Below are 21,118 nucleotides of genomic sequence, written 5' to 3' on the forward strand. Positions count from 1 at the left end.
TGCGTTAAGCGATCTCGCCCCACAGACGCAGGCGCGACACGCCGCCGTCCGGGAAGATGTTGAAGCGCACGTGCGTGACCGGCCCGAGCGCGGCGAGGTCGTCCGCGAACGCGTGCACGTGATCCATCTGCAGTTTCTGTTCGCCGAGCAGCACCGGCCAGAACATCGCCTGCGTGACGAGGGAATCGTCTGTGCCGCCCGTCACCGATGCCGCCTGCAGCGAGCAGCGATCCGGGAAGTTGCCCTTGAAGTGCGCGGTGTCCACTTCGATCTTGCGGATCACGCCGGGCCGCGCGAGCGCGACGATCGCCCAGTCGTTGCCCGGCTCGCGACGCCGCCGCGTTTCCCAGCCGTCGCCCATGTTCACGCCACGGCCCGGCATCAGCATCTGCGAGGCCGGCCCGAAATGCTGGTTGTTCGCGGCGACGAGGTACGCGCCGTTTTCGATCGCGGCGAGATCGAGCAGCGTGCCGCGCTCGACGCGGCTCCAGTCGCGCTGCGGCTGGCCATACACGCGCAGTCGCGCGAGCCCGCCGTCCGGATACAGATTCACGCGCAGATGGGTGACCGGGCGCGCGTCTTTCACCTCGACGTAGTGATGCTGGTTGCCCTGTAGCGTTGTCGCCGGCACGAGCGGCTGCCAGTCGGCGTGCTCGGGCGGCACGTCAGCGTCGCTATGACAGGCATCGATCGACGCCGCCGGCGGGAAATTGCCGGTGAAGTGGCTCGTATCGAGATCGACCCCATGCACGACGCCCGGCCGCGCGAGCCGGATCACGCAATGGTCGTGGCCGGTCGTGCGCTTGCGACGCGTCTCCCAGCCGTCCATCCACTTGCCGTGGTCGTCGTATTTGCCGGGGATGAACACCGCCGGCTGCGGGTCGAGCATGCGCTCTTTCGGCGCGAAGAATTCGTCGCTGGCGAACAGCGCCTTCGCGCCGAGGCGCGGATCGGCGAGGTTCATGTAGCGGCGTGTGAAGGCGGGAGCGTTCGGGTCGAGGATCGGGTTGGCCATGATGTCGGTCGGTGTCGAAGAGGTCGGAAACAGCCGGCGGCGCCACGGCAACCGCCGGCTTTGCGAAAAAAGGTCGAGGAGCTATCTAGGAAGCGATGCGGGTTCGTCTGGTCAGACCAGATCCCGCGCAGCCGTCAGACCGCCGGCGCGGGTTCGGCCGCACCGGGTTCGACGAGCGTGTCGTCGACGACGGGCACGTAGCGCAGCGCCGCGTCGCGATTCAGCACGCGATGCGCGCGCGCCTTGTCGATATCGTTTTCCCACACGGCGACCACCACCGTAGCGACGCAGTTGCCGATCAGGTTGGTGAGCGCCCGGGCGATGCCGACAAACCAGTCGACCGGCAGAATCAGCACGAGACCGAGCACAGGAATCGCGGGAATCGCGGAGAGCGTCGCCGCGAGAATCACGATCGCAGAGCCCGGAATGCCGTGCGCGCCCTTCGACGTCACCAGCGACACCAGCACGACGACGATCAGGTCATGAATAGACAGCGGCGTGTTGGTCGCCTGCGCGATGAACAGCACGGCGAGCGTCAGATAGATCGAGAAGCCGTCGAGGTTGAACGAGTAGCCGGTCGGAATCACGAGACCGACCGTCGAATCCTTGACGCCCATCCATTCGAGCTTGCGCATGATCTGCGGCAGCACGGCGTCGGACGATGCGGTGCCGAGCACGATCGACAGTTCTTCGCGCAGATAGCGGATCAGCTTGAAGATGCTGAAGCCGGCGAGCCGCATCACCGCGCCGAGCACGAGCACGACGAACACCACGCAGCTCGCGTAGAACACCAGCACGAGCATGCCGAGCTGCTTCAGCGACTCGACGCCGTAGGTGCCGGTCGTGAACGCGATCGCGCCGAGCACGCCGAGCGGCGCGAGCTTGATGATGAAGCCCATCACGCGGAAGAACACCTGCGACAGCTCATCGATCAACCCGCTCACGCGCTGCGCGCGCTTGCCGAGCAGCGACAGCGCCGAGCCGAACAGCACCGAGAACACGAGGATCTGCAGAATGTCGCCGGTCGCGAACGCGTTGATCGCCGTGTCGGGGATGATCTTCAGCAGGAAGCCCGCTGTGTCCTTCAGGCTCTTCGCGTGCTCGGTATAGGTCGCGAGCGACGCCGCATCGAGCGAGTTCAGGTTCACGTTCATCCCTGCACCAGGACGCGTCGCGTAAGCGAGCACCGCGCCGATCACGAGCGCGATCGTCGTCATCGCCTCGAAGTAGATCACCGACTTCAAGCCCACGCGGCCGACCTTGCGCAGATCGCCCGCGTGCGCCATGCCGCTCACCACCACGCAGAACACGATCGGCCCGATCACCATCTTGATCAGCTTCAGAAAGCCGTCGCCAAGCGGCCGCAAGGACTGCGCGAAATGCGGAAACACGGCACCGAGCACGATGCCGGCCACGAGCGCTATCACGACCCGGCCAAATAGCGAATTGAAGAATTTCAACACGGCTTCCTCCTGCGGATGGTTGTGTCGGTCACTTCTGTTCAGACTGGTCCGACCAGTGCTGTTATGGCGAATAGTAGGAAGCCGATATACCCGCGTCAAGGACTCATCGAGCAGTGTTTACCCGTTATTTTTTTCGGCGATTTCGGTCGGATTGGGGATTTCAGACGGCGCGCGGCACGCCTTCGCGCGCGCAAGTATTAGAATTGCGGTCAGACCACGCTACCGAGCGATCCCTCATGAAAAACGTCCCGCACACCGTCACCGACGCGGCCATCGCGACCATCCGCGAGCGTATCGAGGGGGGCGTCTATCCGGTGGGCAGTCTGCTGCCGGCGCAGCGCCAGCTATCCGATGAACTGTCGATCAGCCGCGCGTCACTGCGCGAAGCGCTTTCCACGCTGGAAGCGCTTGGTCTGCTGGTGATCCGCCCTGGCAAAGGCGTCTACGTGGAAAGCGCGCAGGCGAAAAACGCGCAGGCGTGGCGCTTCGCCGAGCAGTCGTCGCTGCCCGACACGTATCAGATGCGCTACGCGCTCGAAGGCTTCGTCGCGCGTATGGCGGTGCTCGCGGTCACCAACGACGACCTCGCGTGGCTCGAGGAAAACATCACCGCGATGCAAAGCGCGCTCGCCTGCGAGGAACTCGACGAAGCAGCTCGGCTCGACTACGCGTTCCATATGCGCATCGTCAGCATCGCGGGCAATGCGGCGATCGAGTCAATCCTGCGCAGCAGCGCCGAGATCATGCAGGAAAGCCAGCGCATGCCGTTCTACCGGCGCGAGCGGGTGCTGTCCACGTACACCGAGCATCGCGCGATTCTCGACGCGTTGAAGGCCCGCGATTCGCTCGCCGCGGGCAAGGCGATCGAGACGCACATCGCGAACGCCGCGCAGCGCGCCGGCGTCTATTTCCCCACGCCGTAGACGGCAAAAATCGCAGACGAAAAAAACCGCTCCGAAGAGCGGCTTTTTCATGCAGCGTGAAACCCGAAACTTACTTCGCGTTCGCGAGCGCCACAGCCGTGTCCAGCATGCGGTTCGAGAAGCCCCACTCGTTGTCGTACCAGCTCGACACTTTCACGAGTCGGCCCGACACCTTGGTCAGCGTCGAGTCGAACGTCGACGAAGCCGGGTTGTGGTTGTAGTCGATCGACACGAGCGGTGCGTCGTTGTAACCGAGGACGCCCTTCAGCGCACCTTCCGATGCTTCCTTCATGATCGCGTTGACTTCCTCGACCGTCGTGTCGCGCGCGGCGATGAACGACAGGTCGACGACCGATACGTTGATCGTCGGGACGCGGATTGCGTAGCCGTCCAGCTTGCCGTTCAGTTCCGGCAGCACGAGGCCGACCGCCGATGCCGCGCCGGTCTTGGTCGGGATCTGGCTATGCGTGGCCGAACGCGCGCGGCGCAGGTCTTCGTGGTACACGTCGGTCAGAACCTGGTCGTTCGTGTACGCGTGGATCGTCGTCATCAGGCCGTTCACGAGGCCGATCTTGTCGTTCAGCGGCTTGACCAGCGGCGCGAGGCAGTTGGTCGTGCACGATGCGTTCGAGATGACCGTGTCCGACGCCTTCAGCACGTTGTGGTTCACGCCGTAGACAATCGTCGCGTCGACGTCCTTACCGCCCGGCGCCGAGATGATGACCTTCTTCGCGCCGCCCTTGATGTGCGCGCTCGCCTTTTCCTTGGTCGTGAAAAAAGCCCGTGCACTCCATCACGACGTCGACGCCCAGCTCGCCCCACGGCAGTTCGGCCGGGTTGCGGTTCGCCAGCACGCGGATCTTGTCGCCGTTCACGACGAGGTAGTCGCCGTCTACCGACACGTCGCCCGGGAACTTGCCGTGCGCGGTGTCGTACTGCGTCAGGTGGGCGTTGGTCTTCGCATCGCCCAGATCGTTGATGGCAACGATTTCGATATCGTGCTTCTTGCCGTTTTCATAGAAGGCGCGCAGGGTATTGCGGCCGATCCGGCCGTAGCCGTTGATTGCGACGCGAATCGTCATGATTTATCTCCTGATGGCTAAAAAATCCGTTTAGGTTCGCCTGGTCGGACATCCGGTTCGGTGCGTTGCCGCGCGCAGCCACGAGGGGCACGACGGCAACGCGACGCAACCATCAGCCGAGCGCGGCCTTGACCGTCGCCACCACGTGCTCGACGGTGAAACCGAAATGCTTGAACAGCACGCCTGCCGGGGCCGATTCGCCGAACGTGTCGATGCCGACCACGCCGCCTTCCAGACCCACGTACTTGCGCCAGAAATCCGACACGCCCGCTTCGATCGCGACGCGACGCACGCCATGCGGCAGCACGCGTTCGCGGTACTCGGCGTCCTGCCTGTCGAACACGGTCGTCGACGGAATCGACACGACGCGGGCGGCGATGCCTTCGCGCGCGAGGGGCTCGACGGCTTTCATCGCGAGTTCGACTTCCGAGCCCGTCGCGATCAGGATGATCTTACGCGCGACGATCTCTTCATCCCAGTCGCGCAGCACGTAGCCGCCCTTCTCGATGTTGGCGATCTGCGCGTCGGTGCGCTCGTTGAACTGCAGGTTCTGGCGACTGAAGATCAGGCACGACGGACCTTCATGCTCGATCGCATGGGTCCAGGCCACCGCGGTTTCGACCGTGTCGGCCGGGCGCCACGTTTGCAGATTCGGGATCAGGCGCAGGCTCGCGACGTGTTCGATCGACTGGTGGGTCGGGCCGTCTTCGCCGAGACCGATCGAGTCGTGCGTGAACACGAAGATCGACGGCGACTTCATCAGCGCGGCGACGCGCAGCGCGTTGCGGCTGTAGTCGGAGAACGTCAGGAACGTGCCGCCGAACGCCTTGTAGCCGCCGTGCAGCGCGACGCCGTTGATCGCCGCGCTCATGCCGAATTCGCGCACGCCGTAGTTCACGTAGTTGCCGGCGGCACGGCCTTCGGCATTCACGCGCACCGGCTTGGCGGCCTTCCAGTTGGTGAGGTTCGAGCCGGTCAGGTCGGCGGAACCGCCGAGCAGTTCGGGCAACACGGCCGACAGACCTTCGATGGCCTGCTGCGATGCCTTACGCGTCGCCACGGTCTCAGCGCGCTCGTTCGCGCCGGCGATGATCGCTTGCGCCTTATCTTTCCAGTCGGCCGGCAGTTGCTTCGCGCTGCGGCGCTTGAATTCGGCCGCTTCCTGCGGGTACTTCGCCGCGTAGGCAGCGAACGCCTCGTCCCATTCCGCTTCGAAGCGCGCGCCCGCTTCCTTCGCGTCCCATGCCGTGTAGACTTCCTGCGGAATCACGAACGGCTCCCACTTCCAGCCGATCGCTTCGCGCGTCGCCGCGATTTCCTTGTCGCCGAGCGGCGCGCCGTGCGAATCGTGCGAGCCCGCCTTGGTCGGCGCGCCTTCACCGATCACGGTCTTGCAGCAGATCAGCGTCGGCTTGTCCGACAGCTTCGCCTGCCTGATCGCCGCGTCGACCGCGTCGACGTCATGGCCGACCACGTTCGGGATCACGTTCCAGCCGTACGCTTCGAAGCGCTTCGGCGTGTCGTCGTGGAACCAGTGCACCACTTCGCCGTCGATCGAAATGCCGTTGTCGTCGTAGAACGCGATCAGCTTGTTCAGCTTCAGCACGCCCGCGAGCGAGCAGGCTTCGTGCGAGATGCCTTCCATCAGGCAGCCGTCGCCGACGAACACGTACGTGTGGTGATCGACGATCCTGGCGTCGGGCTTGTTGAATTCGGTGGCGAGCAGCGATTCGGCGAGCGCCATGCCGACCGCGTTCGCGAGACCCTGGCCGAGCGGGCCGGTGGTCGTCTCGACGCCTGGCGTGATGCCGTATTCCGGGTGACCCGGCGTCTTCGAATGGAGCTGGCGGAAGTTCTTCAGCTCGTCCATCGGCAGGTCGTAGCCGGTCAGATGCAGCAGCGAGTACAGCAGCATCGAGCCGTGACCGTTCGACAGCACGAAGCGGTCGCGATCGGCCCATTGCGGGTTCTTCGGGTTATGGCGCAGATGACGCGACCACAGGGCGACGCCGATTTCGGCCATGCCCATCGGCATGCCGGGGTGACCGGAGTTCGCCTTTTGAACGGCGTCCATGGCCAACGCGCGGATCGCGTTGGCCATCAGGGAGGTGGGTGCGGGAGACGGGGTCGTCATGTCGAGTCCGGAGACAGAGTCAGAAAGCGGGGGCGCGCTTGAGGCCCGGAAGCTCGGCGGTCACTTCGCTACGGCGCACGATGCGGCGCCAGGAGACGCGAAACGGGCAGAGCAAGCGGACAAGGCTGAAAGCGTTACATTCTAGCAGAAGGTTAACCCCTATCCGGCCGGAAAGCCGCCTGGCCGTGCGGTTCAACGCACACCGCCAGGCGGCGGCATTTACAATTCGAGCAGCTGTTTGCCCGCACTACCGATCGAGCCCGTCCGCCGTGAACGCCCCGCTATTGTTCCAGCCTTGTCCCGACGCCGTCTACGGCTTTCCTCACGCGCGCCTCGTCGAGCGTGTCGAATCCCGTTATCAAGCGATCGAGATCTGGGACACGCCGCAGCTCGGCGCGCTGTTCACGCTCGACGGCCGTCCGATGACGTCCGCAGGCGACGAGTTCATCTACCACGAATGCATGGTGCATCCGGCCGCGCTCGCGCATCCGGCGCCGCGCGCGGCGCTGGTGCTCGGCGGCGGCGATGGCGGGGCCGCGAGGCAATTGCTCAGGCATCCGGGCATCGAGCGGATCGTCGTCGCGGAGCTCGATCCCGAGGTCGTGCGGCTCACGCGCGGACATTTGCCGCAGGTGCATGGCGGTGCGTTCGACGATCCGCGCGTCGAGCTGGTGATCGGCGATGCGGCGGACTACGTCGCGGCGGCGGCCCGCGCGACGCAGGGTGCAACGAACGTCGCGGCCGCGCAGTTCGACCTCGTCGTATTCGACCTGACGCCACCCGATTCGCCCGCGGCCGGCCTGTACACGCCGACCTTCTACGCGCAGTTGAAGCGCGTGCTGCGTGCTGATGCGTTGCTGTCGCTCCATCTCGGCTCGCCGTACCACCACGCGCCGCGCATCGCCGCGCTGCTCGGCGATCTGCACGCCGCGTTCGCACAGGTGCGCACGCTGGGCACCTTCGTGCCGCTCTACGGCTCGCTATGGCTGATGGCGATCGCCAGCGACACGCTCGACCCCGCCGCGCTCACCGCCGACACGCTCACCGAGCGTCTCGCCGCGCGCGGCATCGATTCGCTGCGTCATTACGAACCAGCCCTGCACGCGGGGCTATTCTCGGCGGCGCGATCGGCGCGCGATAAACTGAGCCCGTTGACGAAGTCGTCCTTTTGAAGCGCGGACACCTTGCGCGAATCGGTTCGTGTGATGCCGGCGTGCCGCGCCCGACCGAAACCCGCAACCGTGGCCTCGCCGCCTCACGAGATCCGGAGAACTCCATGACCGCCCCCCACCCCGCCGGTGTGCCCTGGCTCACCCCCTATCTGACGGTGCGCGACGCGCGCGCGTCGACGGCATTCTTCTCGGCGGCGTTCGGTTTCGACGTGCGCGACAGCGTGCAGGACGACGGCGTCGTCATGCACGTCGAGATGACCTATCAAGGCCAGCTGATCGTGATGTTCGCGCCTGAAGGCGCGTTCGGCTCGACCGCGAAGACGCCGAAAAGCGCGGGCACGATCGCGCCGCAATCGTTCTATGTCTATGTCGAGGACGTCGACGCCGTGTATGCTCGCGCGCTCGCGGCCGGCGCGAAGTCGCTGAGCGAGCCACAGGACCAGTTCTGGGGCGACCGCTTCGCGCAGGTCGAGGATATCGACGGCTATCGCTGGGCACTCGCCCGCCACCTGTCCTGAATTCAAGAGTCTCCCGTCGATGCCCCGTTTTTTTGTTGATATCCCGCTTTACGCCGACGACGTGATCGCACTGCCCGACGACGTCGTGCGCCACGTGGCCGTGCTGCGTCTGCAGCCAGGCGATTCCCTGACGTTGTTCAACGGCCAGGGCGGCGAATACGGCGCCGAACTCGTGGAGGTCGAGCGTCGTGCGGCTCGCGTGAAAATCGGCGAATTTCGCGCGATCGAGGTCGAGCCGCCGTATCGGCTGACGCTCGCCCAAGGCATCGCCGGCGGCGACAAGATGGACTGGCTGATCGAGAAGGCGGTCGAACTCGGCGCCTCGGGCTTCGTGCCGCTCGCGACCGCGCGCAGCATCGTGCGGCTTACCGGCGAGCGCGCGCAGCGGCGGCAGCAGCACTGGCAGGGTGTGGTGCGGGCGTCGTGTGAGCAGTGCGGACGTAATCGGGTTCCGGACGTGATGCCGGTGTGCGAGATTGGCGCGTGGCTCGATACGCTGTCGCGCGAGCCGGCGCCTGACGAGCTGCGCCTGCTGTTATCGCCGCGCGCGAGCATCGGCTTTGCGGCGCTGCCTGACGCGCCGCCGCCTGGTGGCGTGACGCTGCTGATCGGCCCCGAAGGCGGCCTTTGCGCCGACGAGGAAGCCGCCGCCGGCGAACAGGGCTTTACCGCGATTGGCTTGGGACCGCGTGTGCTGCGCACCGAGACCGCCGGAATCGCAGTGTTGGCGGGGCTCGCGGCACGCTGGGGCGGCTGGTGAGCGAGTGCTTGCCCAAGCAGCGCGACAAAAGCAAAGGCCCGCCAATTAGCGGGCCTTTGCCGTTTATACCGCGACGTTCACTGCCAGACTCAAGCAGCTACGCCTGAACAGGCGAAAATCCGGCGAACTTCAAGCGAACGAGTAGAACACCCGGAACGCGACCTTGCGCTCGGCCCAGAATTCGGCCGCTTCACGGAACACGTCGAGCAGCGTCTCGCGCCCTTCCTTGTCGAATTTCTGCGCGATCGGCAGGTGTTCGAGCACGATCACGAAGCCGGGCTGCGCGCCGGCCTTGTGCACGAGGTCGGTCAGGCAGTCGTAGAGCGCGTCGTAGTTCTTGCCGAAATGCTTGGGAAACAGGAACGACGTCGCGATCGTCTCGAGCACTTCCTGCTTCGAGGCGGCGTTCGCGCAGTACGCATACAGAAAGTGCTGGCCGAGCAGGTTGGCCTCGTCGGCGAGATCCTGCACGCGGAACGCGCGGATCGACTGCACGATGTTCGGCCGCACCGTCCTGAAAAGGCTCATGGGCTCCTCGTTCGATGAAACCACCGTGGCAGCCTCGCTTTGTTTGTCGCGACCCTGCTCGTCGGCGCGCATCTTCATGACGCGTTGGAACAAATTGCCGTCGCCGGCCGCGAAAAGATCCGTCGCGACTCCGGAATCGTGCGCGTAGATGTTGTCGCTCATGCCGTTCATCCCAATGTCATTCAACAATATGGTTAAAACTGGTGTAATGGTCGTCCGAGTAATAACAATTGTCGGTCCGCTGTAGCGGACCTCCGCAGACGATGCGGCGCGCCCCGCGATTACGCGCGTGAGGCGTGGGGACGGTGTATTCGTGGTAATAGCCGCGCCGGTGGGCGGGCAGCACCCGTTCGTAGTTGCCGAATACGATGCCGTCCTTCTGATACGGGTAAGGCCCGCCGGCGGCAATGAGGTTCAACGTATCGACCGCCTCGCGCGGCAATTGCGCCAGCGCGATGGTGCCCACCTGCGCTTCCACCCCAGCTGGCGCCGAGTAATCTCGCGCCAGCGCTTCGGGCGCGGAACTGGACAACGCGCAGAGTGCGGCGGCACCGATCAGCACGCCTTTCATGCGCAACCAGTTGCGTGCCATGTATCAGGTTTCCCCGCTGTCAGATCACGAGTTTGACGACCATGAAAGTCGTAAGGGTATCGCTAATAGCCTTTGGAATCAACGTTCGACGGCCGATGGCACCCCGCCTCACCCCGCGGAAAAGCCGGTGGCGCGGACTTTGACGACTTTTGACAGAATGTTTAGCTCGATCAGGCTAAACTGAGCTCAACCGTGATCGAATGCAGTGCGGGCGGTGCAAGCGGCCGCTGGCCGAGACGCTCGATTGCGGTTGTTGGAGCCTGAAACCACTGAGCCGAAAGGCCGTGTCATTGCCATTTTTCGGGGTGGCGATCCCCAGCTTGCCCTGAGGGCGTGCCCATTGCGGGCACGCCTTTTTTTTCAGGTACGCCGGTTGGAAAACCGGCGCCGGGCCCGTCGCGGCGCGATCACGATGCGCAGTTAGCGGGTTGCGCTAACGTCCGCGACCAGCAGCGCCGTCATGTTGACGATCCGGCGCACCGTCGCCGACGGCGTCAGCACGTGCACCGGCTTGGCCGCGCCGAGCAGAATTGGGCCAATCGCAATGTTGTTGCCGGCCGCCGTCTTCAGCAGGTTGTACGAGATATTGGCCGCGTCGATGTTCGGCAGCACCAGCAGGTTCGCGTCGCCTTCGAGCGTCGAATCGGGCAATACCTCGCGGCGCAAGTTGGCGTCGAGCGCGACGTCGCCGTGCATTTCGCCGTCAACTTGCAGCCCCGGCGCGCGTTCGCGCAGGATCTCGAGCGTATCGCGCATCTTCTGCGCCGTCGGCGCGTTGCTCGAACCGAAGTTCGAGTGCGACACGAGTGCAACCTTCGGCTCGATGCCGAAACGGCGCACTTCCTCGGCTGCCATGATCGTGATCTCAGCCAGCTCGGCCGGTGTCGGATCGACGTTCACGTGCGTATCGACGAGGAAAATCTGCCGATTCGGCAGCACCAGCGCGTTCATCGCCGCATAGACTTTCGCGCCGGGCTTCTTGCCGATCACCTGATCGATGAAGTGCAGGTGGCGGTGCGTGGTGCTGACCGTACCGCAGATCATGCCGTCCGCCTCGCCCTTCTTGACCATCATCGAGCCAATCAGCGTGGTGCGGCGGCGCATCTCGAGCTTGGCCATCTGCGTGGTGATGCCCTTGCGCGACATCATCTTCGCGTATTCCTGCCAGAACTCGCGGTAACGTTCGTCATGATCGGTGTTGACGACCGTGTAGTCCTGCCCCGCGACGAGCCGCAGGCCATAACGCGCGATCCGCTGCTCGATCACGGCCGGCCGGCCGATCAGGATCGGCTTTGCGAGCTTTTCGTCGACGATGATCTGCATCGCGCGCAGCACGCGCTCTTCTTCGCCTTCCGCGAACACGATGCGCTTCTTCTCCGGCTCGACGCTGCGCGCGAGCTGGAAGATCGGCTTCATCGTCGTGCCGCTGTGATAAACGAACTGCTGCAGATGCTGCGCGTATGCGTCCATGTCCTCGATTGGACGCTCGGCGACGCCGCATTCCATCGCGGCCTTCGCCACCGCGGGCGCGACCTTCACGATCAGACGCGGATCGAAGGGTTTCGGAATCAGGTATTCCGGTCCGAACGATAGATCCTGGATGCCGTACGCGGTCGCGACGATGTCGCTCTGCTCCTGGCGCGCCAGTTCGGCGATCGCGTTGACGGCGGCGATTTCCATTTCGCGCGTGACCGTCGTCGCGCCGGCGTCGAGCGCGCCGCGGAACAGAAACGGGAACACGAGCACGTTGTTGACCTGGTTCGGGTAGTCGGTGCGGCCCGTGCACAGCACCGCGTCCGGACGCACTTCGAGCGCGAGTTCCGGCAGGATTTCCGGCGTCGGGTTCGCAAGCGCGAGGATCAGCGGCCTGGCGGCCATCTGCTTGACCATGTCCTGCTTGAGCACGCCGCCAGCCGACAACCCGAGGAACACGTCCGCGCCTTCGATCACCTCGGCAAGCGAGCGCGCGCCGGTTTCACGCGCGAAACGCTCCTTGTCCGGGTCCATCAGTTCGGTGCGGCCCTTGTACACGACGCCCGCGAGGTCGGTCACGGTGATGTTTTCGAGCGACAGGCCGATGTCGACCAGCAGGTCCAGACACGCGAGCGCCGCCGCGCCCGCGCCCGACGCGACCAGCTTGACTTCCTTGATGTCCTTGCCGACGACCTTCAGGCCGTTGGTGACCGCCGCCGCGACGACGATCGCGGTGCCGTGCTGGTCGTCGTGGAAGACCGGAATCTTCATGCGCTTGCGGCATTCGCGCTCGACGATGAAGCAGTCCGGCGCCTTGATGTCTTCGAGGTTGATGCCGCCGAAGGTCGGTTCGAGCGCGGCGATCACCTCGACCAGCTTGTGCGGATCGTTCTCGTTGATCTCGATATCGAACACGTCGATGCCGGCGAACTTCTTGAACAGGACGGCCTTGCCTTCCATGACCGGCTTCGACGCGAGCGGCCCGATGTTGCCGAGGCCCAGCACCGCGGTCCCGTTCGTGACGACGCCAACGAGGTTGCTGCGCGCGGTGAAGCGCGCGGCGTTCAGCGGGCTCTCGACGATTTCCTCGCACGCGAACGCGACGCCAGGCGAATACGCCAGCGCGAGGTCGCGCTGGTTGATCATCTGCTTGGTCGGGGCGATCGCGATTTTGCCGGGAGTCGGGAACTCGTGGTAATCGAGAGCTGCTTCGCGGAGTTTGGTATTGACGGGATTCGACATAAGGCGGGCTTCGGAGGGCAGATTAGAATAGACGTTCGACGGCATTGTAGCCCCAATTGCCTACGCAATTCCTTCAATACGGGTACAACAGCCGCGACTGAAACAGCGTGAAAGCGCGCGTTGCCCGTTGTCCGGATGGTCCGGCGCTTGCGACGGGGCATCACGCTCAATCAGCCTGATCCGCGCCATTTCTCCAATCGTTCTCCGCTCACCGTCCGCCATCATGCTTTCCGAGTTTTCGCTGATCGATCGTTTCTTTGCCCGCCGCGCCGCCGCCGTGCGGCCCGCCAATGCCGAAGGCAGCACGCTCGGCATCGGCGACGATTGCGCGTTGCTGGCGCCGCCTGCCGGCGAAATGCTGGCGATATCGACGGACATGCTGGTCGAAGGCCGTCATTTCTTCGCCGATATCGATCCCGAAGCGCTCGGTCACAAGGCGCTTGCCGTCAATCTGTCTGACCTCGCCGCAATGGGCGCGCAGCCGCGGGCGTTCACGCTGGCCTTCTCGCTGCCGAAAGCCGACGAAGCCTGGCTTTCCGGTTTCAGCGAAGGCCTGTTCGCGCTCGCCGAGCGCTACGGTTGCGAGCTGATCGGCGGCGATACGACGGGCGGGCCGCTCAATCTGTGCATTACGGTATTCGGCAGCGTGCCGCCACGAACAGCCTTGCGCCGCGATGCCGCGCAACCCGGCGACGACATCTGGATCTCCGGCACTCTCGGCGACGCGCGCGCCGGCCTCGGCGCGCAGCGCGGCGAATGGTCCGCCACCCCGAATGACGCCGCGACGTTCCGCCGGGCGCTCGAACGCCCCGAGCCGCGCATCGCGCTCGGCCTCGCGCTGCGCGGCATCGCACACGCGGCGCTCGACCTGTCGGATGGACTCGCCGGCGATCTGCGGCACATCCTCGAACGCTCTTTGGTGGGCGCGAGCGTCGACGTCGATGCGGTGCCGCGCTCGGCCGCGCTACGCCGCCTGCCGCCCGACGTCCAGCAGCGCTGCACGCTCGCCGGCGGCGACGACTACGAGCTGTGCTTCACCGCGCCCGCCGCCGCGCGCGCCGCGGTCGAGGCCGCCGCGCAGAAGGCCGCCGTGCCGGTCACCCGCATCGGTACAATAAGCGCACTGGAGGCGGCCACCGACCGCCCGGCCATCGCGTGGCGCAACGCCAGCGGCGCGCCGCTCACTCTGACCTTGCAAGGTTTCGATCACTTTCATGCAGAATGACCCCCCGCTCGGCCCCGCCGACGACTTCCTCGGCGGCGAGCCGCCCCAGGCGCCTGGACCGCGCGAGCCGAAGCCTGCTCAGCCGCGCCGCGCGACCGCGCGCTTCATGCTGTCGCATCCAGTCCACCTTCTGTCGCTCGGCTTCGGCAGCGGGCTGTCGCCCGTCGCACCGGGCACGATCGGCACGCTGCTCGGGTGGGCCTCGTTCGCGGTGCTGAGTCGTTATCTGACAGTTATTGAATGGGGCGTGCTGATCGGCGTCGGCTTTCTCGGCGGCATCGCGTTGTGCGGCTTTACCGCGAAGCGGCTCGGCGTCGAGGATCCGTCGGCGGTCGTGTGGGACGAAATCGTCGCGATCTGGCTCGTGCTGCTGATGGTCACGCCTGCCACGCTCACCGGCCAGGTGTGGGCGTTCCTGATCTTCCGCTTCTTCGACATGGTGAAGCCGCCGCCGATCGGCTACTTCGACCGCCGGCTGAAAGGTGGCTTTGGCATCATGTTCGATGACCTGATCGCCGCATTTTTTACGTTGCTGGTGATTGCGCTGTGGCGGATGTCGGTTTGAGCGCTGCCTGTTCACCGTTCGAGTACCGTTCGACTGTTTTGGTCGCCGCCCGGCCCCTGCCGTTCGCCGCGCCGCCCGGCCGGCTTCGTTTTCCGGATTGACTGAGATCATGCCTACCGATTCCGTCGTTCACCAGCTTGCGATCCGCGTGAGCAACCGTCTGCGCGACGAGCGCCTGATGCTCGTGACCGCCGAGTCCTGCACGGGCGGCATGGTCGCGACCGCGATCACCGACATCTCCGGCAGCAGCGGCTGGTTCGAACGCGGCTTCGTCACGTATTCGAACCAGGCGAAAAGCGAAATGATCGGTGTGCCGGCCGACCTGATCGAAAAGCACGGCGCGGTCAGCGAGCCGGTCGCACGAGCGATGGCCGAAGGCGCGCTGCGCAACAGCCGAGCGCAGGTGTCGCTGTCGATCACCGGTGTCGCCGGCCCCGGCGGCGGCACGGAAACCAAGCCTGTCGGCATGGTGTCGTTCAGTTGGAGCAACCGGCTGCACACGTCGGTGGAAACGAAGATTTTCAAGGGCGACCGCGACCAGATCCGCGTGCAGGCCGCGGCGCACGCGCTGCGCGGCCTGCTGGCGCTACTCGACGAACGCGAGCATTGAGCGGCGGCTAACTATCACCGAGGAGGCGGACAATGCCGGATTCGCGCGCGATCGCAGACGAACTGATCCGCCGCTTCGATCTGAAGCCCCATCCTGAAGGCGGCTTTTTTGCGGAGACCTACCGCTCGGCCGCGCGCGTGCTGCGCGCCGGCGAGCCGAGCAAGGTTGGGAACGCCCGTGCGGCGTCGACTGCGATCCATTACTTGCTGTGCGACGGCGCGCATTCGGCGTGGCATCGGATCCGTTCCGATGAAGTCTGGCATTTCTATGCCGGCGAGCCGCTGCTGGTCCACGTGCTCGATGAAAGCGATGCCGGCGGTGCGCTCGTCACGCACCGGCTCGGCAATCCGCTCACGCATCCCGATACGGTCTGTCAGGCCGTCGTGCCGGCCGGCTTGTGGTTCGCGGCCGAGTGCGCCGATCCGGCATCGTTCGCGCTGGTCGGCTGCACGGTCGCGCCGGGTTTCGAATTCAGCGAGTTCGAACTCGCGGAGGTGGACGCGCTGAAGGCGCGGCATCCGCGGCATGCGGGGTTGATCGGGCGGCTCGCACCGGCGCGCTGACGCGCCGCGCCGGCCGTCGCGGGATCGCCCGCCGCGGGATCGCCCGCCGCGGGATCGCCCGCCGCGGGATCGCCCGCCGCGGGATCGCCCGCCGCGGGATCGCCCGCCGCGGGATCGCCCGCCGCGGGATCGCCCGCCGGTTCAACGAAACGCGTTGATCCGGTCGCGGGTGTCCTTCGCGGCCTGCGCGGCCGCTTGCACGAAATCGTCGCCCTTGCCCGCGTAGATGATCGCGCGCGAAGAGTTGATCAGCATGCCGGTGCCGTTCGCGGTGCGTCCGGCGCTCACGGTGGCCTGCACGTCGCCGCCTTGCGCGCCGATGCCCGGAATCAGCAGCGGCATGTCGCCGACGATCCCCCGCACCACTTCGATTTCCTTCGGAAACGTCGCGCCGACCACGAGCCCAAGCTGGCCGCTTGCATTCCACTTCTGCGCGGCCAGTTGCGCGACGACCTGATACAGCGGCCGACCGCTTGTCTCGAGAAACTGCAGATCCGAGCCACCCGCGTTCGACGTGCGACACAGCACGATCACGCCCTTGCCTGCGTGCTCGAGATACGGCTCGATCGAATCGAAACCCATGTACGGATTGACCGTCACCGCGTCGGCCTGGTAGCGCTCGAAGGCCTCGCGTGCGTATTGCTCGGCCGTGCTGCCGATATCGCCGCGCTTGGCGTCGAGAATCACCGGCAGGCCCGGATGGTTCGCGTGAATGTGGGCGATCAGCTGCTCGAGCTGCTCTTCTGCGCGATGCGCGGCGAAGTAGGCGATCTGCGGCTTGAACGACGACGCGTACGGCGCGGTTGCATCGACGATCGTGCGGCAGAACTCGAAGATCGCGTCGGCGCGGCCCGCGAGCGCACCCGGGAATTTGCTGGGCTCGGGATCGAGGCCAACGCACAGCAGCGAGTTCGTGCGCTGCCAGGCGTCGTTGAGTGTCTGGATGAAATTGGACATGGTGAGTCTCGCGGCGAGCCGGTAATCGGAGGAGGCGCGTATTTTACCTGTCCCACGAACGCCGTCCGTCGATGGCGGTCACCGCGCGGCCCGCGCCTCATAGGCGATAGCAGCGCCAGGCCGCCCGTTCGGACGTTCGTCCGGCCGGCGGCCCGGCGGCTACGACTGCGGCTACTTCCTGCGCCGCGCGCCGCGCCCGCCCGGCATCGAGCGCAGTCCAGTCCGCTCGACCGTGAAGCGGAACGTGCGCGTCAACCGCTCGCCGCGCTTGAGCAGCGTCATGCCGTTTTCGCTCGCGCCGCCCGCCAGGTTCATTGCATTGATCGGATGATCGACCGGTTCGAAGCAGAAGAAGTCTTCGCCGGGCGGCGTGTACAGCACGTAATAGTCAGTGTCGGCGGCGATGTTCAGCGACAGACGGCGCTTCGGCCACACCACTGCCGCCTGGCCGCTCCAGCCGGTGAACGCGTGATTAACGATCGTCTCCGGCAGCGGATACGCGACGCCGAACTGCCACGCGGGGGGCGCCGGCACGTGGCGCACCGGCAGCCAGTCGTCGCCCGAGAGCCACAGGCCGCCGGCCGCCGCCGACAGCTCGGTGTCCGCGTCGCGCACGAAGAACGGATGCACGCCGAGCCCGAACGGCAGCGTCTCGCGGCCAGCGTTTTCGATGTCGAGCGAGACGACCAGCGTTGGGCCGTCCAGCGTGTAGGTTTGTGTCGCGCGGAACGCGTATGGCTTGCCGTCGCTGCGGTCGAGCGCGAGACGCACGTGCTCGCGGCCCGCGTCGAGCACCTGCCATTGCGCGAGCCAGCCGTCGCCGTGAATCGGCAGCGGCTCGTCGGCGCGGTTGCGCGGTACCTCGACGCGCCGCCCGGCCACGCTGAAATGGCCGCCGCCGATGCGGTTCGAGTACGGCAAGAGCGGATAGCAGGCCAGCTGGTTCGGTTGCGTATCGACACCGACGTGACTGCAGCGCCGGAAGATCGGCGTCAGCGCGCCGTCGTCGCGCCAGTCGAAGCGGGTCACACCGCCGCCGAGCGTCGGCGCGACATCGAGACGCAATTGCGAGTTGGCGAGTGTGATGCACGCGACATCGCCGGCGCTGCCTTCGCCGAGGGCCACCGCCGACGTGCTCGGGCCCGCCAGCACGGGATTGGCCGCCGCGGCGAGTCGCGAGCGTCGCGTTTGAGAGGTTGGGGATGAGGCTGAAACGAGATTCGCAACAGTCATATCTGGCTCCATCGAGAGGCGTGGGACGTTGCCGTCAGGGTTGACGGGAGTGGCGGGCGACTTTTTGTGACCAATTCGCCTCGAGTCCGAACTGCATGCTGCCGATTCGTTGCCGGCCGGTCGCGGGCGTATTGCTCGCGGACCGAAACTGCCACATCGACTTCTGCTTCACCTTCAGGATCGCGGCCCCGGCGTGCGGCCGGGGCTGCGTCATTCTGCGCTAGATAGGCGCGCCCTGGAACAGCGGCTCCGCAACACCGCGCCGCGCGAGCGTCGCGACGAACAGGTCGCCCGCGAGCGTGTCGGCCGCGCGCGCCGTCGCATCGAGCTCGGCGTAGGCGCTCGTGATGTACAGCGTGTCGAGCGCCGACTCGCCCTGGGCGCTGCCCGTGGCCTGGCCGAGCGCGGCACCGCCGATCGCGACGCAGCTCGGCTGCGTGGTGGGCACGTCGATGCGCTCGGTTTCCACGCCATCGGGGCCGTAACGCACCACGCGCGCGCCGCCCCATTGCGCGTTCCACAGGCCGCCGTCGCTGTCGACGGTCGAGCCGTCGGGGATGCCGTTCGCATCGGTCAGGCGAGTGAACAGGCGATCGTTCGCGATGCCGCCGTCCGCGCGATAGTCGCATGCGCGGATTTCACGCGTCGGCGAATCGCAGTAGTACATCGTCGCGCCGTCGGGACTGAATGCGATGCTGTTCGAAATCGCCGGCGCTGGCAACGGTAAGCGTTCGAGCGACAGATCGTGATTCAACCGATAAAAGCCGGCGACCGTCTGCCGTTGCCCGCTTTCGTCCTTGGTGCCGAACACGAAGCGTCCTTGCCGATCGCAGCGGCCGTCGTTGACGCGTGTATTCATGCCGGGCTCGACGTCGACGATGCGCTGCGTGCCGCCCTTCTCCAGATCGAAAAACGCGAGGTGCGATGCGAGCCCGAGCAGCACGTAGCGCGGGTTTTCGCACAGTGCGAAGGTGGCGAGCCGCTCGGGCATGTCGAACGAATCGCTGCGGCCGTCGGCCGGATCGTAGCGCCACAGCCGCGCGCCTTCGATGTCGGTCCAGTAGAAGCGGCCGCTCCTCGCGCACCAGGTCGCGCCTTCGCCGAGCTCGCATTGCGCGTCGAGCAGCAGCGTGCCCCGCTGCACGCGCGGGCTGGCGCTCACGCCCAGCCTCCGTCGACGACGATGTCCTGCGCGGTGATCATGCGGCTGTCGTCGGCGGCGAGGAACAGCGCCATGCGCGCGAGGTCGGCCGGCATCAGCTCGGCGTCGATGCACTGGCCTTCCTTGATCTGGCGGCGGCCGTTGTCGTCGAGCCACAGGCGCAGCTGCTTGTCGGTCATCACCCAGCCCGGCACCAGCGTGTTGACGCGGATATTGAAGTGGCCGAGGTCGCGCGCGAGCCCGCGCGTCAACCCCTGCACCGCCGACTTCGACATCACGTACACCGGATAGCCGCCGTTCTTCAGCATCCAGCTGATCGAGCCGAGGTTGATGATCGAGCCGCTACGCGCGGCCTTCATGTCCTCCATCACGGCCTGCGCCGCGAAGAACTGATGGCGGATGTTTACGGCGATGCCCGCGTCGAACGACTCGCGCGTCACGTCGCCGATCTGATGGCGCTTGTCGTTCGCAGCGTTGTTGATGAGCACCTGGATCGGACCCAGCGCGGCCTTTACGTCGGCGATCGCTTTTTGCAGCGCGTCGACATCGGTCAGATCGCAGGCCAGAAACAGCGGCTTGCGCTTCGAATCGCCGAGCTGGTCGGCGAGCGCGTCGCCCGCGCTCGCGTCGATATCGAAGAACGCGACGCGCGCGCCCTGCGCCGCGAAGTGCTCGACGAACGATGCGCCGATGCCGGTCGCGCCGCCCGTGATCAGCACCGTACGGTCGACGAGGCTCGGATAGCGCGCGTACGCGGTGTCAGCGAGGCTGGCGTTTGCATTGGCCGGAGACGACATCGTTCGATTCCTTTATGAGCTTGGATGTGCTTGGGATGGGGTGAAAGCGACTCAATCGCGCGAGCCGCGGTTCTTCAACTGGTCGAGCAACACGGCCGCGAGCAGGATCGCGCCGCGCACCAGGTACTGATAGAACGCGTCGATGTTCAGCAGGTTCATCACGTTCTCGACCGTACCCATGATCAGCACGCCGATCACGACGCCGGAGATCGTCGCGCGGCCGCCCAACAGCGACACGCCGCCGAGCACGCACGCGGAGATCACGTTCAGCTCGAAGCCTTCGGCGGCGTTCGGCTGACCCGACGTGATACGCGACGCGAGAATCACGCCGGCAAGCGCGGTGACGGCACCCTGGATCAGAAAGATGTAGACGCGCGTGCGCTCCACGTTGATACCGGCGAGCCGCGACGCTTCCGGATTACCGCCGATCGCCAGCGTATTGCGGCCGTACACGGTCTGGTTAAGCATCACGCCGAACACGATGAAGCAGATCAGCGTGACCCAGATCGGCAGCGACACGCCGAAGAACGTCAGGCCGCCGAGCGCGATGAACGTATCCGACGACACGCCGACCGCCTGCCCATGCGACACGATGAAGCCGAGGCCACGCACGATTTCCATCGTCGCGAGCGTCGTGATCAGCGCGTTGATGCGCAGATAAGCGATCACCGCGCCGTTGACGAAGCCGATCACCGCGCCCGCCGCGACCGCCGCGATGATCGCGATGACCGTGCTGTTGGTCGCGTTGAGCACCATCGCGCACAGCACGCCGGCGAACGCGACGGTCGAGCCGACCGACAGGTCGAAGTCGCGCGACGCGAGGCAGAACATCATCGTGCACGCGACCATGCCGATCTGCGAGATCGACAGCGCGAGGCCGAGCATGTTCTCGATCGAGAAGAAATGATCGACGGTCAGCGACATCGTGACGAACATCAGGATGAAGATCACGATCAGGCTGTATTCGGTGATCTGCTGCCACCATTTGGCCTTGTCGCCGGTCTGCGGAATCAGCGCGTCGGCCGCGCTCTTGGCGGTCTGCTGCGCGAGATTTTCTCTGGCTTGCATGTTCAATACTCCTCCCCGTTCCCCACGGGTTGCGGA

19 protein-coding genes and 1 pseudogene are annotated in these 21,118 nt (G+C 65.7%); 8 read left to right on the plus strand and 12 right to left on the minus strand.

The window, feature by feature from the left end; translation table 11 throughout:
* Positions 1–4 precede the first annotated feature (4 nt).
* Together alc and OKW40_RS13955 are read right to left on the minus strand one after the other, a co-directional pair.
* A complete protein-coding gene (gene alc / locus OKW40_RS13950; RefSeq protein ID WP_090801856.1) occupies positions 5–1,015 on the minus strand; it encodes an allantoicase in 1,011 nt (336 codons plus the stop codon).
* 134 nt (positions 1,016–1,149) lie between these two features.
* Positions 1,150–2,478, minus strand: coding sequence for a C4-dicarboxylate transporter DctA (locus OKW40_RS13955; protein ID WP_090801858.1), 1,329 nt, complete (start codon positions 2,476–2,478; stop codon positions 1,150–1,152).
* A 236-nt stretch (positions 2,479–2,714) separates the two neighbouring features.
* Here OKW40_RS13955 and OKW40_RS13960 point away from each other — a divergent pair, with 236 nt between their 5' ends.
* A complete protein-coding gene (locus tag OKW40_RS13960; protein WP_090801859.1) occupies positions 2,715–3,401 on the plus strand; it encodes a FadR/GntR family transcriptional regulator in 687 nt (228 codons plus the stop codon).
* Positions 3,402–3,471: 70 nt separating this feature from the next.
* Here the strand turns inward: OKW40_RS13960 and gap are convergent.
* Both gap and tkt read right to left on the minus strand, forming a co-directional pair.
* Positions 3,472–4,483 (minus strand): annotated as a pseudogene (gene gap / locus OKW40_RS13965) (type I glyceraldehyde-3-phosphate dehydrogenase).
* Between the two features lie 112 nt (positions 4,484–4,595).
* Positions 4,596–6,617 carry a transketolase gene (tkt, locus tag OKW40_RS13970; protein WP_184022916.1) on the minus strand — a complete coding sequence of 674 codons (2,022 nt, stop codon included), beginning with the start codon at positions 6,615–6,617 and terminating at the stop codon, positions 4,596–4,598.
* A 269-nt stretch (positions 6,618–6,886) separates the two neighbouring features.
* Here tkt and speE point away from each other — a divergent pair, with 269 nt between their 5' ends.
* From speE to OKW40_RS13985, 3 genes are all read left to right on the plus strand, one after another.
* Positions 6,887–7,789, plus strand: a complete 903-nt coding sequence (speE, locus tag OKW40_RS13975; protein ID WP_429490217.1) for a polyamine aminopropyltransferase — start codon at positions 6,887–6,889, stop codon at positions 7,787–7,789.
* Between the two features lie 104 nt (positions 7,790–7,893).
* Positions 7,894–8,307, plus strand: coding sequence for a VOC family protein (locus OKW40_RS13980; protein WP_090801864.1), 414 nt, complete (start codon positions 7,894–7,896; stop codon positions 8,305–8,307).
* 19 nt (positions 8,308–8,326) lie between these two features.
* Complete coding sequence (locus OKW40_RS13985; protein WP_184058470.1) at positions 8,327–9,067, plus strand: 16S rRNA (uracil(1498)-N(3))-methyltransferase; 741 nt, start codon at positions 8,327–8,329, stop codon at positions 9,065–9,067.
* 129 nt (positions 9,068–9,196) lie between these two features.
* Here OKW40_RS13985 and OKW40_RS13990 read toward each other — a convergent pair whose 3' ends face one another.
* The 3 genes from OKW40_RS13990 to OKW40_RS14000 form a co-directional block, all read right to left on the minus strand.
* Positions 9,197–9,757 carry a barstar family protein gene (locus OKW40_RS13990; protein ID WP_429356151.1) on the minus strand — a complete coding sequence of 187 codons (561 nt, stop codon included), beginning with the start codon at positions 9,755–9,757 and terminating at the stop codon, positions 9,197–9,199.
* 16 nt (positions 9,758–9,773) lie between these two features.
* Positions 9,774–10,187: a ribonuclease gene (locus tag OKW40_RS13995; protein WP_184058475.1), complete on the minus strand. Its 414-nt coding sequence runs from the start codon at positions 10,185–10,187 to the stop codon at positions 9,774–9,776.
* Between the two features lie 420 nt (positions 10,188–10,607).
* Positions 10,608–12,947, minus strand: a complete 2,340-nt coding sequence (locus tag OKW40_RS14000) for an NADP-dependent malic enzyme (RefSeq protein WP_429490219.1) — start codon at positions 12,945–12,947, stop codon at positions 10,608–10,610.
* A gap of 178 nt (positions 12,948–13,125) precedes the next feature.
* Here OKW40_RS14000 and thiL point away from each other — a divergent pair, with 178 nt between their 5' ends.
* From thiL to OKW40_RS14020, 4 genes are all read left to right on the plus strand, one after another.
* Positions 13,126–14,127 carry a thiamine-phosphate kinase gene (gene thiL / locus OKW40_RS14005; protein WP_429490221.1) on the plus strand — a complete coding sequence of 334 codons (1,002 nt, stop codon included), beginning with the start codon at positions 13,126–13,128 and terminating at the stop codon, positions 14,125–14,127.
* A complete protein-coding gene (locus tag OKW40_RS14010; protein ID WP_429490223.1) occupies positions 14,117–14,692 on the plus strand; it encodes a phosphatidylglycerophosphatase A family protein in 576 nt (191 codons plus the stop codon). Before thiL ends, OKW40_RS14010 begins: the two co-directional genes overlap by 11 nt.
* Positions 14,693–14,801: 109 nt before the next feature.
* Positions 14,802–15,302 carry a CinA family protein gene (locus OKW40_RS14015; protein WP_184022908.1) on the plus strand — a complete coding sequence of 167 codons (501 nt, stop codon included), beginning with the start codon at positions 14,802–14,804 and terminating at the stop codon, positions 15,300–15,302.
* 32 nt (positions 15,303–15,334) lie between these two features.
* On the plus strand, positions 15,335–15,865 hold the full coding sequence (locus OKW40_RS14020) for a cupin domain-containing protein (RefSeq protein ID WP_429490225.1): 531 nt from the start codon (positions 15,335–15,337) through the stop codon (positions 15,863–15,865).
* 141 nt (positions 15,866–16,006) lie between these two features.
* Here the strand turns inward: OKW40_RS14020 and pyrF are convergent, their stop codons facing one another.
* The 5 genes from pyrF to araH all read right to left on the minus strand — a co-directional run bounded on the left by pyrF (position 16,007) and on the right by araH (position 21,082).
* Positions 16,007–16,822 carry an orotidine-5'-phosphate decarboxylase gene (pyrF, locus tag OKW40_RS14025; RefSeq protein ID WP_184058485.1) on the minus strand — a complete coding sequence of 272 codons (816 nt, stop codon included), beginning with the start codon at positions 16,820–16,822 and terminating at the stop codon, positions 16,007–16,009.
* Positions 16,823–16,993: 171 nt separating this feature from the next.
* Complete coding sequence (locus OKW40_RS14030; protein WP_429408300.1) at positions 16,994–18,055, minus strand: aldose 1-epimerase; 1,062 nt, start codon at positions 18,053–18,055, stop codon at positions 16,994–16,996.
* Between the two features lie 220 nt (positions 18,056–18,275).
* Positions 18,276–19,217, minus strand: coding sequence for an SMP-30/gluconolactonase/LRE family protein (locus tag OKW40_RS14035; protein WP_429490227.1), 942 nt, complete (start codon positions 19,215–19,217; stop codon positions 18,276–18,278).
* Positions 19,214–20,014 carry an SDR family NAD(P)-dependent oxidoreductase gene (locus tag OKW40_RS14040; protein WP_429490229.1) on the minus strand — a complete coding sequence of 267 codons (801 nt, stop codon included), beginning with the start codon at positions 20,012–20,014 and terminating at the stop codon, positions 19,214–19,216. Before OKW40_RS14040 ends, OKW40_RS14035 begins: the two co-directional genes overlap by 4 nt.
* A gap of 51 nt (positions 20,015–20,065) precedes the next feature.
* Complete coding sequence (gene araH / locus OKW40_RS14045; protein ID WP_184022903.1) at positions 20,066–21,082, minus strand: L-arabinose ABC transporter permease AraH; 1,017 nt, start codon at positions 21,080–21,082, stop codon at positions 20,066–20,068.
* Between the last annotated feature and the right edge of the window lie 36 nt (positions 21,083–21,118).

Origin of the sequence: Paraburkholderia sp. RAU6.4a, assembly GCF_050435625.1 — a bacterium.
GTDB classification, from domain to species: domain Bacteria; phylum Pseudomonadota; class Gammaproteobacteria; order Burkholderiales; family Burkholderiaceae; genus Paraburkholderia; species Paraburkholderia tuberum.

Coding starts and splice junctions, on each gene's coding strand:
- alc (WP_090801856.1), bottom strand. CDS start 1,015: ATGGCCAACCCGATCCTCGACCCGAACGCTCCCGCCTTCACACGCCGC.
- OKW40_RS13960 (WP_090801859.1), top strand. CDS start 2,715: ATGAAAAACGTCCCGCACACCGTCACCGACGCGGCCATCGCGACCATC.
- tkt (WP_184022916.1), bottom strand. CDS start 6,617: ATGACGACCCCGTCTCCCGCACCCACCTCCCTGATGGCCAACGCGATC.
- OKW40_RS13980 (WP_090801864.1), top strand. CDS start 7,894: ATGACCGCCCCCCACCCCGCCGGTGTGCCCTGGCTCACCCCCTATCTG.
- OKW40_RS13985 (WP_184058470.1), top strand. CDS start 8,327: ATGCCCCGTTTTTTTGTTGATATCCCGCTTTACGCCGACGACGTGATC.
- OKW40_RS13990 (WP_429356151.1), bottom strand. CDS start 9,757: ATGAGCGACAACATCTACGCGCACGATTCCGGAGTCGCGACGGATCTT.
- OKW40_RS13995 (WP_184058475.1), bottom strand. CDS start 10,187: ATGGCACGCAACTGGTTGCGCATGAAAGGCGTGCTGATCGGTGCCGCC.
- OKW40_RS14000 (WP_429490219.1), bottom strand. CDS start 12,947: ATGCCGTCGAACGTCTATTCTAATCTGCCCTCCGAAGCCCGCCTTATG.
- thiL (WP_429490221.1), top strand. CDS start 13,126: ATGCTTTCCGAGTTTTCGCTGATCGATCGTTTCTTTGCCCGCCGCGCC.
- OKW40_RS14010 (WP_429490223.1), top strand. CDS start 14,117: ATGCAGAATGACCCCCCGCTCGGCCCCGCCGACGACTTCCTCGGCGGC.
- OKW40_RS14015 (WP_184022908.1), top strand. CDS start 14,802: ATGCCTACCGATTCCGTCGTTCACCAGCTTGCGATCCGCGTGAGCAAC.
- OKW40_RS14020 (WP_429490225.1), top strand. CDS start 15,335: ATGCCGGATTCGCGCGCGATCGCAGACGAACTGATCCGCCGCTTCGAT.
- pyrF (WP_184058485.1), bottom strand. CDS start 16,822: ATGTCCAATTTCATCCAGACACTCAACGACGCCTGGCAGCGCACGAAC.
- OKW40_RS14030 (WP_429408300.1), bottom strand. CDS start 18,055: ATGACTGTTGCGAATCTCGTTTCAGCCTCATCCCCAACCTCTCAAACG.
- OKW40_RS14040 (WP_429490229.1), bottom strand. CDS start 20,014: ATGTCGTCTCCGGCCAATGCAAACGCCAGCCTCGCTGACACCGCGTAC.
- araH (WP_184022903.1), bottom strand. CDS start 21,082: ATGCAAGCCAGAGAAAATCTCGCGCAGCAGACCGCCAAGAGCGCGGCC.